Here is a 17,905-nt window from a genome sequence, read left to right on the forward strand (position 1 = left end):
AGGGTGTGGGTGTGGATGGACGTCTCCGGCACCTGCAACCTTGCGTGTCGCGACTGTTACACCAAGCAAGCGCACCAAAATACCCTGATGTCACCGGTTCAATTTCGCCATGTGCTCGATAAGCTTTCGTCCGGTCCCATCTCGGTCGCGAAACTGCATCTCAACTGGCGAGGTGAACCGCTCACCAACAAACGACTTCCGGAGTTTTTGCAAGGCCGATTGGATGTCCTACCTCTCGCGCCCCTCGAAATGCATACTAACGGCATCTTGCTCAATGCAAGAATGAGCAAGCAGATTGTTGCGCATTCCCGGTCAGAGGACATGTTCTACGTGTCGATCGATGGCGGCAATCCGGTGGCGCATGAAGCAAACCGCGGTACCGATACTTGGGAACCAGCGTTGCGCGGCCTCGAGACGCTGTTGGATGCCCGAGATGCTGCGAGCATCGATGCTCCCAAGGTCGGCATCTACGAAATTCACTACGGTGATCGCACGCGGTATGACGCGAAGCTGATTGCGCTTTCTCGCCGCTGCGATGCCTGGACGAGGGTCCTACCGATCGGTTCGCATGGTGAGGAATCCGCGTTCGAAGCCGGCGAGGTACCGAGCGGCCCTTGCTTTTGGGCGGGCAATTCCCTCGCCATCACCTCTGCCGGTAATGTTCATATCTGTCTGCTTTCATTCCGACCAGACGGCATTCTCGGCAATATATTCGATGACGATATTTACTCCATACTGGAGAATGCGCGCAGATTCCGCTCCACACTCATAACCAGCGGCCGTCGCAGCGTTTCCCACTGCAGCGTATGCCGGAAGACCGCTGGCGAATTGGATGAGCCGCAACTTTGATGTCATCGCGCAGCAACACCACCGATCCTCCCTTCCATTTCAAGGCGGCCCGCGGAAGCCACATATGGGACGAGCAAGGCAGGCGCTATACTGACCTTACCTCAGGATGGAATGTCGTAAACGCCGGATGGAATTGCTCCGAGATACGCGATGACTGGCATCGCCACATCGACAATCTAACGTATCGGCCGGCATGGTGCATAGACGATTGTTACAAATGGCTCGAAGCTGCACTTGCCGATTTAGCGCCCGGCTATGTGATGATCCCGAGTTGTTCTGGCGGGGAAGGAATAGACAACGCGCTCAAGATAGCTAGACTCGTGACCGGCCGTCCGGGTGTAATTTCCATCGCAGGCTGCTACCACGGTAGCAATACGGGCGCCGCGTTGGCTGCGGGTCACGATGTCTCACATCTCGAAATATTGGATCTGGAACGTCTTCGGGTGGTGATACCTGTCCCCAGCGGCGACGCCGACTTGCCGCAAATCGAGCGCCAGATACGTCAATCCGAGGAAGCAGGCGCAATCGTCTTCGAGACGGTGCTGACCAATGCTGGTTGTCATGTCGTCTCGACAGAATTTCTCTCCCTCATCAGCCGCTTGGCAACTGAGCTCGGAATTCTGCTGATATGCGACGAGATCGGAACAGGGCTTAACCGCACCGGCAGCCTGCTGTCATGCCAGCATCGCGACATCAGGCCCGATATTATTGTTTGCGGAAAGGCCCTGACTAACGGGCTTTACCCGCTTTCCTTATGCCTTGCTTCTCAGAATCTCGTCTCGTTTCTCGATCCCGAGGTATTCGCCTCGACCTTTGCTGGAGCGCCGTCAGCGTCAGCGGCCGCGCTGGCAACCTTGCGCTACCATGCCGAGCATGACCTAGGCGCACGTACGAGGCAGACTGCGGCCGAACTTCGCAAGCGGCTGCTCGAGAATATGTCAGGGCTCAGGTTTGCCGCCGGCCTACACGGCGATGGCCTGGAAATCGCGTTGCATTTGAATTGGGTGCACGGGCAGTCTGTAGGCGCGACACCCAATGGCCTCCTACGAAATTTGCGACAGAAGGGCATTTTTGCAACTCTCTCACCCGGTGACTGTCATCTAATGATTATGCCACCGCTGAATTCGGAAGTCGCCGACCTTCTTACCGCCGCAGACTCAATTGCGGATGTGGTATCAATCTGAGCCCGGAGCTCGCCGAGAGCCACTGAAGGCGATATTCAATTGATGAGGAGGCTTATGCCGTCTGGTAGTGGCCGAAGCTCCCAGATATGGCCGGGCACGTCCAGAAGATTGGAATAGCTGGCCTGCCATTCATGTTTCGGATCGGCCTCGAGATATTTGGTGTACCTCGCCCGCCGCATCGCGGCAGTTAGACCCGCAAAGTGCGCGATCCTTAACCGGGTACGATTCCACAAATGACGACCTATCTGGACCGGCACAGGTTCGAAATGAAGAACCTTCTTTGGCAGAGTGTAACCTGGGCGATAGCCAAAAAGGCGATAGACCCATAGCTTGTTCTGGTCGAAGTGATTCCCATCTCCAATCATCCGCAAAACTTCGAAGCCGTAGACCTGCTCGGGCCTAGCATCGGTATCAATGAAATGCATCAGCAGTGGTATGTCGCTCGCAGGAATGACCTCATCAGCGTCAATCCAAATCACCCACTCTGGCGAAAAGTCGGCGCACGCGTCGAGCAATCGCTGTCGGTTCTGAGAATCGTTCCAGCCTTTATAACTTGGGCGCGGACAATTGGTCAGCAACGCCTTGACCATGGGTTCCGCCTTCAATAGGACGCCCGTGTTATCGGTGCTACCGTCGTCTAGCGCAATGATGCCCGAACAGAATGTTCTTACACAGTCGAAATAGCGTGGCAGGAAGACCGCGCCGTTTCTGACCGGTAGGAGGCACATCAGTCTACGGTCGAGACCCATCTAAACATCCACTAATCCACCAAGAAGCTTCGCACATCGATCGGAACGCAGGCTCGTCGCTAGACGACGTCGACTACATCAAGAGTATCGTCTGCAACCCATTGCTCACAAAATAGATCGGTTATCGGACTTCTTAAAGAGTCCTTCAAAAAGTCGCACGAGCCAATTTTCCAACGAGCAGGAAAATGCCGACCTTCGTTCAGGACTGCAATCCAGGCGCGCGCGATAGCGGCGCGGGCCTTCCGCAAGGATGCAGCGCGAGCGGCAGGATGCTCCCATCCGAGCGGGAGGGACTCCCTACCATTGGGAGAGATTCATAAACAACGTCAACAAATTGGACAGCTTTGACGTAATCTGCGTCTTGTGCGTGTGATACAAAATTGGCACGACAAGCGCAAGGCCGGGCACGTCTCGGTCTTCACCGGTATCGGCTGCCGCAGCTTGCGCGAGAATGACAACGCCAAGGGCCGGAGCGTTAGATCGCGAAGGGCCAGCGGAAAATCCTTGCAGCACCACGCACTAATCCGCACTCACGAAAAACGCTGCCCGGCCAGAAGCCGTAGGAGTAGGAGAACCCGAGGAAGTCGACCTTACAGACCCGCACTTTGCACGATCTTCTCGTCCAATTTGGTGCCGGCTGAGAGGGGCGCGCTCTGTTCACTGGCCCTTTGCTGCGTCTGTGTCCGCGTAATCAAACAAAGGTCCATCGCTGGGTTTCGCAGGTAGATCCTTCGCCTTCTTCCGCCGTTTGGCGGCCCGGGTCCGCTGCTCAATTTTCAGAAGCTTTGGGTCTTTGTTCGAGACCCAGCGAAGCCTGCCATTGTCCACCCAGTTACAGGGCACATGATAAAATGAAGCTTTCTTTGCCCTTTTGATCTTGGCAGCAATAACAGGCCACCAATGAATCAGAAGCGCGCACTTGCGCCAAAATTTCCAGTCCGACCATTGCGCTTCAAAGAAGATGACTATGAAGCCGTGTTCGATAAGCGCTAACCGCTCATGTGGCCTGCTTTTCATTCGAACGTCGCCGGATATCACGACCTTTCCCCCGTCATCTGCAAACCGCTTCAGCCAAGGCACATCATTCTTAGGCTGGTAATCATCATCTCCTGGCTTTGGGGTGTAATCGGCTGCCGCCTTGATTACGAAGTTTCCCGATATTTTACGAAACTGTTTCTCACTGGCGAAGTTCTGTAAGACCTTCACCAGTCCTATAGGAACGTTTTGATCAAACGCGACTTTCAAGCAGCTATCGCAAGATTCTCCTCGAATTTGACAGCCTCGCGAACGTGCCGGACTTGAATCTCAAAAATATCGGCAACGAACTGGGCGCTTCCCTCGACTTTGACTGCTCTCGCAATCGTATCCGTCGGAATATTGCTGCGCTTCAGTACGGGATGACCAAACTCGATGCGTGGGTGAACAATTACATTCGGCGCTATCTTGGGCCTAGGTGTCCATTCAATGGCTTCGCCCTGCGGATCAAAAACTACGTCCTCGCGGAGCGACTTCATTACGACAGAAGGAATCTCATAATTTTTGGACCGAAGATCATAGACGAGCATCAACCCGTTTCGCCGGGCGATCTCAGCAACGATCTTACGCCCATCTGTCTTAAACACGGTCTTGGTTGCGAACGGATGGGGATGACTTAGCGTTTCCCTCGCCTCAGTCATGATGCGTCTAATTTCACGTAAATGTACGCCGGCCTTAACGAACCGTGCGATAAAGCGCAGCTCCATCAAATTTGCAAAGCTGACTGCGGTCTTGTCACCAACTCGACCAAGCTGGTTGACGATAACGGGCTCTTGTTTGCGGGTATGCCCCTCTACCCATACGCGCACAGACGCTTGCGGCGCGCCGACAAGCTCTGCCGCTTCCGGGATACTGTAGATCCCAATTTCAAGTAGGTCCGGACACGCCATGCTATCTTGCTTCGTGCGAATCCTGCTTCGCTGTAAATTAGCGAAACGGCATCGTCACTTCCGATCCTCTGTTTTCAGCTCAAGACTTTGGACATTTTCATGAATCGTCCCCTCACGATATCGCCTCCCTGTGGACAAGTCAGCCGAAATCTCCACTGTGACGCTTTACGATCGCCTTCGTCTTACATTCAGTCGCCATGACCTCGCGCCGGTAGGGCGCCACTAGCCGATCGATCAACTCTTCGGGCAGTTTCTTGCAAAGAAGCGCTGATCTGGGCCCGGTGACCGGAAGCCATACGCTCTGCATCGGCCATCTGATTTCACAAGATGGCTTGTTTCTGACCCGGATGCCCGCATTCGAGGACTGCTCATATAGTCGCTAAATAGTGAGCAACTCTTTCAACTGACGCTGAATCGACGCCGAGTCGATGCCGCGCTCTTCGCTAGTCGTCACCAGGGTCCCTGACTCGCCGCCGCCTTCCTCACTCGGAAGGACGCCTTGCGCCCGATACCAATCGAGCTTGCTTTGCCAACGGCGGCGATACGCTGGCTCGGCCATCATCCCGAGGTGTTCTAGAAAAATTCTTTGACCAGTTTCGGCGTCGTCGATCGTGAAGTCCGGATAACGGACGCTTCCGTCACGACCGGTAAAGGGCTGCTCGTAAGCATACGGGATCTCAAGCCCGTGAAGCAGATTCGCGATTATTACCTCCGACTTTGATCGGACGAGCTCGCCCCTGGCGGTGCGGTGAATCAATCCGTCTTCAAGGAACTTGCCGACGTATTCGACCGGCCTCGGGTCTCTGAACAGGTTAGTGATTCGGCGGAATGTCTCCGAATGCTCAGCAGATGATAGCTTCAGAAGGGAACGCACGTCGCCTTGATGAAGGATAACCACATGCTCCCGTTGGCGGGTCAGAGCTGTGTAGAGCAATTCTCGGGACAGCAGCCGACACGGATTTGGGACCACCACAAAGGTAACACCGAACTCACTGCCCTGGGCTTTGTGAATGGTTAGCGCATAAGCTAACTCCAGAGGCGCATCGCCTTCGTCGCCGAAATCACGCTCTGCGAACCCGTATTTGAAGCCGAGCTGAGACGAAAACTCGACCTCCATCTTCCAAGGCAAGCCCTTCGGCTTCCAATTTCTTCCCTTGAATTGCCCCACGACGAGTCCGATTTCGCCGTTGGCCAAATAGGGTTTGTCGACCTTGGGATACACGTCGTAGCGTCGCGCATTTGAAATATTGATGACCTTGTCCCCGTACAGAATGCCTTGTGGTCCTAAAGGCTTACACGTCTTACGGTCCCAATGCTTTTCGGGCTCTGCCCAGGCGCGAGACTGTCGGCGAAACGATTTCTGCAACCATCGGTTCAGACCATCGACGCCGGTCTCACCTGCGCGCACCGGCGATAGGATTTGCCAGGATTCGACGTCGACGCCCCCGCCCTTGCGGCGCTCGACGCCCTCCGCGTCTGGCTCATTCCTCGAAAGATTGAAATACACAACATCGTTGTAGAGGCGACCTCCCAAGCTTACTTCAAAGCATGCACTGTCAGCAGCACCGGCCGGGACTTCGCCTTCTGCTATCGTGCGGACTGCAGTCTTGATCTCCGCGAGTAGTTTCGATTGGAGATCAACATCGCTCTCCCATCGGATTGCGCGGATACCGACGGCTTTGCCGGACGCCAATCGATCCCACGCTTCATCTGCGCCGGGATCTGGCGCTTCATTTCCGAACCAACGAGAGAGAATGATGTCATCCCGCACGCCGCGAGTGCTCGCGTTCATCTGCTCGGTCTGGCGGCGGACGATCTTCAGTTCGGCATAGCCTCGCGGCCCTTTTGAGGCTTCTTTCGAGCCGCTCGCTGCAACAAATGCGACAATATCGACGAATGGCCGTCCGGCTCCTATTGGCGGCAGTTGTCTGGGATCGCCTACAAGAATCAAACGTTCCACTGCAGTGGTCTCGATAGCATCAAGAGTCGCAGCAAGCTGATCTTCGGTTAACATCGACGATTCATCGATGACCACAGTCTTGAAGCCACGCTCTCGGTTAGGAGCGTCCGTGACGCTGTACCTACCCGTTTCCGGATTATATCGCCCGAGACCCAACAGGAATTGTGCGAGCGTAAACGCTTGAGCGCTCTTCGCACGCTTCTGCATCTGGACCCGCGCCTTGCCTGTCGGCGCGAGCAGAAGGACGCCGCCTTCGGCGATAGACGAAAGGGAAAGCAGCGCGGTGAGAAGACTCGTCTTACCGGTGCCTGCCGGACCGATTAGCACTGAGAATCTCGACCGATAAAGCTCCTCTAGCGCAGCCGCTTTCTCGCGCCGGGCGAGCTCTTCCGTGTCAGGATCTGTCGCTTCCGCAAAGGGCGGCAGCTGTTCATCTATCAGCGCACGCCATTCATACTCGCCTCCGTGGATCTTACCCGCCAGACGTCGCTTCACGCGGGCAGCAATTAGCTCTCGGGATCGATCGTATTCTTTCAACTGCCAGGCAGGAGCGCCATCTGCCATCTGCGCCGGCGTCAAGCGCTCGTGCAAAGACGTGCCAAATGTCTCCACCCAATCGCCGCCTATACTGCAACCAGGTACAACGTCCAAATCTCGCACCCTCTGAACGAGCCATGACTGTGGCAAGAGGGTGTGCCCTTGACCGGCCCCTTCGTCGAGCGTTGCCATACATAATGCCCGAACACGCCGAGGGTCGATGGCCTCAGAGCAACGCGATGGTTCTGGAATCGGCAAGGCTTCCGATACTGTAGCGTCGGGGAAAAGACCGCGATCGACTGTTCTCACCGAAATCGGGTCGATGCGCGGCCTATCGTCCTCGAAGCACCGATATGGATTGGCAATAATCTCCGTATCACTTGCCACAATTCCCGCGCGGACGCGTTCTTCTGGCACAAACCAACGCGTCGCTTGGTAGGACGAGATCTCGAAGCGCGCAAGCAGCTTCAACAAAGCGCGCCGTTCTGGCTTAAGGCCGTCCCACAGTTTTGCGGCACTTGGGCCTATGGTGGATCCGAGGTCGGCCGGCAGCGGCTTTGGATCGTGAAGGATTTTGTCGACCGCCGGCCAGGGATCCCGGACTTCGTTAGAACCATCCGCGTGAAGCCGCTGTCCAATGGCGTGCGCAATCAAAGTCCCATGGGTCAGTCCAAAAGCCGTTAGGGCTGAGCCGAGTCCGGGAAACGCCCCTCGAAGGCGCCATAGCCGATTAAGTTGCGCATCAACCCAAGCGCGAGCGATGGGCCAATCGCCTGGCACCAGCTTCTCCAGCTTCTCCAGCTTCTCCAGCAAAGAAGCGCATGAGAGAAGGACAGTGATGGCCTGATCGTGAGTGACATGCTCGGACCCCATCGAAAACGCATCCCGATGCTCATCGGGAGCATGCAGGACCAAGCTCGCCAGATCGACGTTCGGATCCTTTGCCGCAAGTTCGAGCAGATCGTGATAGGGCAGTAGAAAACCGTCGCCAATCGTCGGACGAATGGAATGATGTAGATTACCCTCCCACAAAACACAGCGCATCGCGTCAGACGGCGCATCTTTCCCATAAACGTACTCGACCGGGGGGTCGACCTTGAGAACGCGACCAATGCCAACAATAACCCGCCTGCCGTCTTCCGTCAGTGGAGTCCGCTTTGCGTAGAAAAAGACCAGAGATTCTTCGGGCTTGACCGCTCCAAAAAATGTCTCCAGCATCGCGAGCTGATTGCGGCGTTCCTGCACCCACAACTTGTCAAACGTAAGGTTTGGCTCGACTTCAGGCCGGAAGCCAATCTTGTACTGCTCCGCCTTGGCCGGAATGCCTGTTTCTGCTTCCTTCATCATCCACGCAAAAGGAACTGCCGCCGCGGAATATGCGGGGTGATGGAATTGACTGCCCCTAAAATGTTTGTAAAGCGGATCGTGGCTATAGGGATGTTTCACATTGCGCGAATAGCCGAAGGGCGACATGAAAGCGCCCCGCTCCGCAGCGCAAGCTGGCAATCCGGCTCCGTCCGTGTTCCAGGCATTGCCTGCGATCCCAGCTTCAAAATCATCTTCTTTCGTTTCGGCAATCCGAGGGAGGATCAAACACGACGTATTGCCGCGCGGATTGGTGCACACTTTGCCTGCCCATCGCCCATCGTGCCACGGCACACGAACGGAAACGTGCATTGTCGGCAACTGCCTCGCGCCTTGGATCATAAGCCCCCCCTTTACGACGAATGTTTTTTAGCGCTCACCAAAGCCCTATTGGAGCGGACCATCACGCCACCGGTGAACCAGAGGGCTCAATCGGATCTTCGAATCTCTGAACCAGCACTCTCCAACCGGCCCTCTCGCAGCAATCCATTGATCAAAGATCGCGCCGCGTCTTCTATCGCTGGCCCAGTCCGGCGGAATCCCATCCACCGAGCGAACGAGCGGACAGCCTCTTCGCGCGGGGTCCACTGCCGCCCCTGCAAAGAAGCCAAGAATTGCTCCTTCAGAAAGTCGCGGTCGTACTCTTCAATTGCTCGCGCAAATAGACGCACCACCCCGCGATCACTCGCGGTAATTCCGCGTCGTACAGCCGCCCGCATGGCACCATCGAGTTCGTCGTAAATCCGCGCTCCTGTGCGTTCGTAACCCAACTCTCGCGCAAGCGCGTCGATCGCCGCGTCCCGTTCTCGCTCCTGCCCGTCGCCGAACAGATTGCGAATCCTGCAAATCAAGTCCTCACGGACCAACTCGTCGGATTCGCTACCCCGAACATCGAGCCCACCCGATGCAGCCGATTCGTGGGACGTGGTATCGGGTTCTGCTGCTTTCAGAAGTTGCGACGAGACCGTTTGATATATGGGCGCCGCTGGGTTCGAATGCTGCAGGGTCGTCACACTGCCCGCATCTCCGTCCATGGTGATACTCCGGCCGTGCGCGTTTCCTTCCGCGAATGCACCCGGCCAGCCGCCATCTGCTTCTATGACCTCGTCAATCCTCTTCATTATCCGGATCGTCTCAGCGAGGGCGACTATGATCTTTTGATAGTGCTCAATTTCCTTCCTAGAGAGCGTGCGGCCCTTGCGGTCCTTGAGCCACTTCTCGCAAACTTGATAGCCGCCGACACGGAAACTCCAAACGTCCTCCCGCACGCCTTTGAAACCGACGATTTGCGCCTTGTCCACCCATACGGTATCGCGCGACCATGAGATTTTTTCGACCTCGGGCTGGCGGCCACCGATAAACTCGGTGATCGGCTTGGTGAGGTTGGGCGACTTCAGCAAGTGTATGTCGACAAGATCGCGGCCGAGTCGACTAAGACTGAAAAATAGATCCGGGCTACCGGGGAGCGGAATTCGTGGAAAGTCTATCTTCAAGAACTCCGCATAACGAGCACGGAAGCCGGGACCGCTTAGAACGGCGTAGATGTAATGAAACACGTCCTCCGGGCTTACGCCCTCTGGCATTCCATGCGAGTTAGATCGCCTTAAGCCCAATCTGCGCTGGAGACCCTGCAAGAACTCCGAACCGAGATTTACCTGCTCTTCTAACCGCAGACCCCGTTCGTTTGAACGCAAGTGCAACGGAAAAACAAAGGCGTTATTAGACGTTTTCGAAGATAGAAGGATTACTTCAGAGAGCGTGTTGCTAACTAACGTATGGCAGAACGCTTCGCCTTTAGTCATGCGAGAAGTAATCAATGCCAGATTCTTCCCATCAATCATGTGTTGCATGACGGGCCAAGCCATGCCCCAAATCAATGACTCGTGGTAGAATACTCGTCGAACATCGAAGGGGCGATAAAGCAGCGGTTTAATGAAACTAGCGATGTCTTTGACTTGCTTGATTCGTTCACGCGAACGCCGGATATTCCAACCCTTCTTAATCGGAATGCCAAGTTTCTCACAGGTCGCCTCATCATCCAGTCGTGAATCACGGAATGCCTGAGCGCGTTCGATTATCGGCCCGGATTCGAAGTCGATTACGTACGAATCTCGAGCCGTAATCATTCCCACGCTGTGTAGCGGAAAGACGGCCGTCACCTTGGGCCACGATGAGTATTCTCTAGATCCGCCCTGAGAGATAGCCCGAAACAGAAAGAGATCGGGCTCGCTCGATACGAACTCCCACGTGCATTCGGTAACCGATTTTGAAAGTAAGTATGGATACTTGACAGCATTTCGGTCTCCCCAGAGATCGCTCTTCCGTATCGAAACACCGCTACTTTCCACTTGCTTATGCTTCGCGCCCAGAAAGATGGCTACGCCAGCGTCTTTGATATCAAAGACATTCTGATCATCCGACCCATCTGGCGCCACCTCACCACGATTTACATTTCCATGAAGATCGAGAATCCAAATATTGAGAAAGTTCTGCATTAGCGACCATCGCACTCCGCGGAGTGTCGGATTGTCAATGAACCCATGATTACAGATAAGTCCGCAGACGCCCGAACTAGTTGCAGTCAGAGTGTCTTCAACAAATGCAATAAACTTGATGTAATCGTCCTGCAGGTTCTTTTCGAGTTGGAGCGCGCCTCGCTCGTCCAACCTCGCGCCGTCAATGAATTTAAACCTAGAGACGAGATTACGCGCCTGTGTCGTCAGATTCGCCGAAAGGGCCGAATACGGCGGGTTTCCGATCACCACCGTAAACCGTTGCCTTCGTTTGATCTCGTTCACGGCTTGAGCTTCGTGCGCAAGCGCTGGAATAGCGAACTCGAATCGACCCGAAAGGTCGTGCTGCGGTTCGAGTGCATTTGTTAGGTAGATACGCGCCCGCTCTTCGCTGCTAAAACGGTACCCAGTCTCATAGAGCTTGAGCCCAACCTTTAGATGTGCGATCGCATAGGGCGCCATCAACAACTCGTAGCCGTGCAAGCGCGGTAGCAGATGTTTGGGCACGTATTCGTTCCAAAGCGCGTCGATCTTTCCCTCGCTTAGGTTCTGCGACCTCCACTTGGTTAGCAGCGTCTTGTGAATGAGGTCGATTACCTCAACGAGGAAGGTGCCGGTGCCGGTCGCGGGATCGAGGATCTGGACGAAGGGCTGATCGGGTGAAACGCCCTCCGGAATGCTAAGCTCACTATTGGATTTTATAGCTTCGCCCCAAGAGGTTGTGTCGGCGAGGCCATCCTCCAGACCATATTCAGCGCGCAACAGCGCGTCGACCGACCGTACGATATACGACACGACCGGGCGGGGAGTATAAAAGACGCCACGCTGCGCCCGCTTCTTCGCGTCGTATTCCTTGAGGAAAAGCTCGTAGAAGTGAATCACAGGATCTTCCTGCGGGTTCCTATCCCCGAAGTCTCGGACGACGGCTTCCATATTAGAATTGTCAAGCAATTCGACGACTTCGCTTACTCCTAGTTCGTCGAAGTCAATACCCGGTCCGCCCGCCTTGCCGCGCCGCCCGCCCACATGAAGAAAGGTCTCCATCAGCTCCCGCAAGAACGGATTGGTGCGCATGTGGGCAGCAAAATCGTCCGTCGTCTTCTTCTCCGGATCGGCGATGCGGGCTGACAGCAAACCATAAGCAATGGTCTGCGCGTACATGTCCGCGAAGCCGTCAGCGTCGAGGTCGTGGACAAGCGCCTCTTGAAACGCCCTCATCAGCTTGGTGAGTGGGCCGGCTTCCGTTTCGATAGCGAGGGCAGCCTTAATGCGATCACGGATGGCGCGTGCCATCTCGGCCAGACGAATAGATAGCTGTTGCGATGTTGTAACAACCTCGCGGTGGCGCAAGTTGAAGGCTGTGCGCCAACCTCTTCGCCAAGCCTCCACGTCTTCATCGTCGTCCGGCCAAGCCAGGTGCTCCGTCAGCTCCTTGGCTACATTATCGAGGTGAAGTGCCGTATCGAGATTGTCCCAGCCCAACACCTTGAGCGTAGGCAAATCGTGACCATCTTCCGCCCTTGAAAAGTGCGCGAAGCTAATCTGTCGCTCGTCGCCCTCGCCGTAGTTTGAGATGAACAGCAAGTCATCCGCCGCCCAGGCTGCCCGCTCCGCACTGTTAGCAGAAGGCCGCTTCTTTAGCGCGACTTGGCTAAGGATGCGGCGCAACGCGACGACAGGCAGATTTTTCGGTTCGAACTTTACAAAAAAGATGCCCCACGGCTGCTTGGATGAGAGCGGGCGCAGACGCTTGATCTCCTGGATCTTCGCGGCATTCTGAGCGTCAATACCAAGCTCAGCGGCCGTGAAGTCGTAGAACAGATCGTTTACGTCCTCGAACGAGTCTCGGGCAATGGGCCATCCCATCTCATCGCGAAGGTAAGCGATTAGCTGGTCGAAGCGTTTGATCTTCGCAAGCGCAGTACGGTGATCGGTCGCCATATGCTTAGCCCTCGTTGAGTTCCATCCAACACTTGAGTGCCGGCTTCACACCCACCGGGGCATCCACCCGTTTGAGGTACGTGTTCTTGATATGCTTCTCGATCTTGCCACGGAGATCGATCAATATCTTTTCGTCCATCTTACAATGCCGCGGCGTCTCCGCTCCGGAGCGAATGCTGGCGACGATCTCACCTGGTTCTTCCAGAATGGTATTTCGGTCGAGGTCATACAGATACCAACGAGCCGTACCGGCTTCATGGGAGAATTCCCCGGTCTCTTTGTCGAGTGCCGGCAAACTGTAGCAAAAGAAAACACCGGCCGCGCCTTTCCGCGGCCGTTGCCTCCCGCTGAAAAATCCGCCCGGCATTCCCCTGAGGCGATCCTGAAGCGCTGGATCACTCAAAAGCAGCGATTGATATTCGAGGTGCATTTCCTCAATCGCCGTTTTGGTCCCCTCATAGGCGTGATTGAACTCCTTGAGCGCATCATAGTCGTCATCGGGCCGCAGAAGTTTCTTTCCCTCAATTCCGAAAGTCTTCGAAATCAGCAGCGTCTTCTGAGTCACCTTGGTGTACAACGTCAGAATTGCATTCAATTCGTCTGGGGGTAGAAAATTCCAGAAACTCACCTTGCCTCGCGACGAGGCGACATCCGGATGATCGCCTATAAGGCGCCTTTCGACTTCTGGATTCATTCGACGATCAACACGGCCAATGCGTTGCATCAGTCGAACCGGATTCCAGTGAATGTCGTAGTTGATCATCCGGGACGCATCTTGGAGGTTCAGGCCCTCTGAAAGAACGTCCGTTGAAATCAACACTCGGATTTCGTCGCGACCGCTGTCGAGCAACATCTTACTCGTGTGCGCATTGTAGTACGGGGAGAACCGTTGGATGACATCCGCACGATTTGTCTTCGTTGCGCTGTCAACCTCCGCGACTCCCGTAATGCCGGCCGCCTCCAATTGACGCTTCAAATAGCGGGCAGTATCGGCGAATTCGGTAAAGATCAGAACTTTCTGTCCGGCCAGCTCCTTTGATTTCAGAAGACGGATGAGCTTCTGCAGTTTGTCATCGTGTTTCGTTTCGAACTTTCTGGCCTCCTCTATGAACTGGACGATCTGATCCAGGTCTAGGAACGTCTCTGACATCATCTCCGCGACGTCATAATCCTCTCTCTTGAGGTGCTCCACTGCATCGAGCATCTCTTGCGGTACGACATCATCGTCAAGATCGCTATCTTCGTCTGGCCAGAGTTCGAGCTGCCGGGCTGCGGCATAGCCCAGGACCTCAGCATTCTGAGATTTCCAACGTTCGAGACGTCGCTTCTCCGACTCGGTTTCACTGTGCACCTCAAGAAATGCCAGCAACTTCCGGAGCAACCGATCACACGATAGCTCGAACGCAGCGACGGAGCTTTCAAATCGCTTGAGAAAATTGGTCCTGATGAGACCAACGACCTGTTCTTGTCGCCCCTCTTCAAGGGGATCTATGCTCTTATCGCTGCCCTTATACCAGGCGAGAGGGTAATACATGGGCAGGGTAAACAACGGTTTCTTACGGGTGAATGCTTTCTCAAACATCTCCAGCAAGCGCCCGTACGTCTTCCGAATGGAATACTCGGCGACTTGGGGCGGCCTTCGATCTGGGAACACCGCCGCGTTATTCGACTCGCGCATCTGGCTTTCGCGCGCGTAAGCCCTGCTTCTCTGCACTACGAGACTCTTAAAAATCTCATCGCTCGCGAGAAATTCCTGCACCTCGCCAATATGACCCGACACATCCGCGACTTCAGGGCCGACCGATTTTCGCAATTGCTTTTCGATGTTGTTGAAGTGCGATCGGAGGTTATTAACACCAAGCGTTCGGGCGAAATAGGCTTCGTCCCGCCGAGTGAACAGCTCCGCCATATGACGAAAATCACTGATACGGTTATTGATCGGTGTGGCCGTGAGCATGAAGACGCTCTTCGGACGCACCGTCGAATCCAAGAGATCGTAGAGCTGATAATATCGTGACGGAAGGCTCGCGCCGTCCGACGACCTGCGAACTCCCGGGTTGCGAAAATGATGAGCTTCGTCGATGATGACGACATCGGCCAATTCTGCAATACGACGAAATCGCTCCGGGAATTCACCCTTCCGCCCGAGATCAGTATGGCTGAACACTGCCAAATTACTGAAGTCGGCGTTACCCCCCACTCCGCCAATATGAGGGAGATATTGTCGCAGATGAGGATCCCAAACGCCGTCCTTGGCAGCCTTCGGCGCAAATAGCACGACGCGTTTCCCTTCGTGTAAAACCAGACGTTCGATCAGCATTAGCCCAACGAAGGTTTTGCCTAGGCCGACGCCGTCACAGAGAAACGCTCCTCCATGTTGCCTTGCGATCTTCATCAAGGCCCAATACGCCTCCTTCTGGTAACGATCGATCCTCGAGAACATCTTCGAGCGCGTCTCGTCCCACTCGGTCGCGGTCAGTTCGTGACCACGGAAGAATTCGTGCAACGACTTGGCGTAGACATCGAAAGGCGAGTAGAGCCGCACATGGCGCGATATCGCCTCAAAAATGAGATCGGTTACGTCAACCGCTTCATTCCAGTGGGCATCAAACCACTCCTGGAGCTGGGTGACCTCGCGCGCGCTTTGGATCTGAACGTTAAGTTCAATATTCTTGGTCAAGCCCGGCATCGTGAAATTGCTTGACCCAACCAACGCTTGCGAGCCGACGACATCAAGCCTCGCGTGTGTAATATACGTCTTGGCGTGAAACTTATCACGGTCATAGACCCGACACTCGATCTGCCGGGACTGCAGTGCAGTTAGAATCGCCGGCACACCTCGGAGAAACGGGTTTGGTTCTTTCGTCGCTTCCAGGCTTCTGTCGAGCTCATCAACCGCCTTTTTGACTACAGTGTCCAAGAAGGCCTTTCTCGTTCGATGCGAGGTGTCGGCTCCCATAAGTATTCGAATCTTGTCAAGCGACTGCCACTTGCCGTCAAGCGCCAGAATGGTGCCGATATCGAAATAGCCAGTTGCGATGTCAAAGCCCTTGGCTATTTCGGTCCACTCTTCGAGATACCGCAGGGCGGTCCAACCCGAGACACTGTTGTCGACAATGAAAAGATCGCGGCCCTTTCGTTGCTCGTTCATGACCGAGCTCCGCGAGCAGACGCAACCACAGCATGACGCTTCAGAACTTCGGTCTCGAAGGCATCAAGGACGAGATCGTACGAGCCCTCATTTTTGCCAACCTTCTGAGGATCCGCACGGAATGCATCGAGAATCACGCGGTATTTCTTCACAATTGCTTCCAAGTGCTCGTCCAAGAACTGGAAAGGATCTTCCTTCCAACGCACGTGCCCATTTGCGTCCTTCTCCATGAGTGCCCGCAGCCCATAGACCAGAGGCATGATCAGGCCGTCCGGATAGGCGTAGTCGACTTCCACATCCGTGAAATGAGCGCGGGGCTTCGATCGCATCCGGTCCGCCATTTTGACTACGGCAAGACCCCCGAAGCGACCTTCGCGATCGCCATTGTAGGCCGCCGGAAACTCCCGATAGATCTTGTCGTAAAGCTCAGGCAGCTGGCCGGCAATGACAAGCGCGCTGTGCACCGCGGCATTGTGAAGTTCGTGCGTGTAGTCTCCATTGGAGGCCCTGGAGACACGTTCATCACCCATCAGCGTATCGAAATGCTTGGCGAGCTCGCCCTTGTTCCGATAGATATTCTGAGGCGGGATTTTGAATTCCACAGGCAGGTCAATTACCGACAACGGAATCCATGCGAGCGCGATCAAGTCGCGTACTTTGACCTCGCCACCATCATTCGTTTTCCACTCGACGCGATTCGCGATAGACGGCTGAAGGGACTTGCGGAGGTATTCGTAGAATCCCTTCTTATTCGCCTTGGTCTCCAACGTCAGTTCGACGTTGTTATTGCGGGCCGCGCAAATATCAAGAAGAGAGCTATTGAAGTCATCCACGGTCTCGCTGTTGGTGATGTCGGCGGGGACAAGAACCTCCACCGGTACAAGAAAGTCGAGCGGCCCACCTCCCGCTTCTTCACCCGCAACGCGCTTTAGCTCGGCAATCTCTTCGCGGTTTGCAGCCCAAGCGTCTTTCAGTTCCGTCCAGCGCTTGATCTTTTTGAAGATGCGATCATCGCCGAGAGCCCGCGCCAAGACGTAGGTGCCGATAGCAAGCATGTTGTGCCCGCCATCCAAGATTCCCTCGATCTTCGTATTCTCGAAACGGATTTCGTACCGCTTGCGCTCAAGCGCGGCGTAGTTTGAGGCGCCGACGAGAACCCCCTTTGTCTTGAAGGGAAAAGTGTCGGGGGTGTCGCAAATGCTCTCGATGATATCTGCAGTTACCGGGCCGGCCTTGGCTTCGCGAGGATTCGCTTCAAGATCCGCTGCATCAAACAGTTGCAGCATATTCTTGGCTCTGACAAAGCCCACAATACGGCGGACAGGTCCTTCCGTCTGCTCGGATACCTGCTCAAAACGGATAACGACTTTGGCGGGATTCATTTCGGTTCTCCAAAAAGGAGAGACCGATTCTAGTGCGGACTCACGTAATATGACGGCTCAGGGGGCGCAAAAAATACAAAACTATCCCAATGAAGCCATCGCTATCCAGCGACATCACGACCAGAACCGTCTCGGGTTCTTGTTTCAGCTTCCGTCCGGAAGCATCATCAACATGCACAATCGCCGGTTGTTCGTCAAGATGTCTGTCGAACTGTCGAAGGGTAACGCTTGTTGCGGCGCGGCACAAAAAGTTGGTGGAGGATTTCTGGGTGAGCGACCCAGACACCGGTAGCCGGAAGTCTGAGGCGCAGCCTCTAGACGAAATCAAGAAACTGGACCAGTTGTCCAG

General features: G+C 55.1%; 9 protein-coding genes. 2 read left to right on the forward strand and 7 right to left on the reverse strand.

Features of this window, described 5'->3' with window-relative positions; all coding sequences use genetic code 11:
- The first annotated feature begins 15 nt into the window (after positions 1–15).
- The gene (locus AX729_RS11870) at positions 16–849 is read left to right on the forward strand and encodes a radical SAM/SPASM domain-containing protein (protein ID WP_197433583.1); all 834 of its coding nucleotides are present in this window, start codon (positions 16–18) and stop codon (positions 847–849) included.
- The gene (locus tag AX729_RS38565) at positions 849–2,033 is read left to right on the forward strand and encodes an aminotransferase class III-fold pyridoxal phosphate-dependent enzyme (RefSeq protein ID WP_082770414.1); all 1,185 of its coding nucleotides are present in this window, start codon (positions 849–851) and stop codon (positions 2,031–2,033) included. The genes AX729_RS11870 and AX729_RS38565 overlap by 1 nt, the downstream gene beginning before the upstream one ends.
- Before the next feature lie 35 nt (positions 2,034–2,068).
- Here AX729_RS38565 and AX729_RS11880 read toward each other — a convergent pair whose 3' ends face one another.
- From AX729_RS11880 to AX729_RS11910, 7 genes are all read right to left on the reverse strand, one after another.
- Complete coding sequence (locus AX729_RS11880) at positions 2,069–2,782, reverse strand: glycosyltransferase (RefSeq protein ID WP_061023193.1); 714 nt, start codon at positions 2,780–2,782, stop codon at positions 2,069–2,071.
- A gap of 657 nt (positions 2,783–3,439) precedes the next feature.
- On the reverse strand, positions 3,440–4,027 hold the full coding sequence (locus tag AX729_RS11885) for a PIN-like domain-containing protein (RefSeq protein WP_061023194.1): 588 nt from the start codon (positions 4,025–4,027) through the stop codon (positions 3,440–3,442).
- Positions 4,024–4,707 (reverse strand): MerR family transcriptional regulator, encoded by a 684-nt coding sequence (locus AX729_RS11890; protein ID WP_061023196.1) that lies wholly within the window; start codon positions 4,705–4,707, stop codon positions 4,024–4,026. Before AX729_RS11890 ends, AX729_RS11885 begins: the two co-directional genes overlap by 4 nt.
- Before the next feature lie 379 nt (positions 4,708–5,086).
- Positions 5,087–8,911, reverse strand: a complete 3,825-nt coding sequence (locus AX729_RS11895) for an ATP-dependent DNA helicase (protein ID WP_063817244.1) — start codon at positions 8,909–8,911, stop codon at positions 5,087–5,089.
- An 86-nt stretch (positions 8,912–8,997) separates the two neighbouring features.
- Complete coding sequence (locus AX729_RS11900) at positions 8,998–13,023, reverse strand: type ISP restriction/modification enzyme (RefSeq protein ID WP_061023199.1); 4,026 nt, start codon at positions 13,021–13,023, stop codon at positions 8,998–9,000.
- 4 nt (positions 13,024–13,027) lie between these two features.
- Complete coding sequence (locus tag AX729_RS11905; RefSeq protein ID WP_061023201.1) at positions 13,028–16,174, reverse strand: helicase-related protein; 3,147 nt, start codon at positions 16,172–16,174, stop codon at positions 13,028–13,030.
- Positions 16,171–17,556, reverse strand: a complete 1,386-nt coding sequence (locus tag AX729_RS11910; protein ID WP_061023203.1) for a hypothetical protein — start codon at positions 17,554–17,556, stop codon at positions 16,171–16,173. Before AX729_RS11910 ends, AX729_RS11905 begins: the two co-directional genes overlap by 4 nt.
- Positions 17,557–17,905 lie beyond the last annotated feature (349 nt).

Origin of the sequence: Bradyrhizobium sp. CCH5-F6, from assembly GCF_001556045.1 — a bacterium.
In the GTDB taxonomy this organism is placed as follows: Bacteria; Pseudomonadota; Alphaproteobacteria; order Rhizobiales; family Xanthobacteraceae; genus Bradyrhizobium.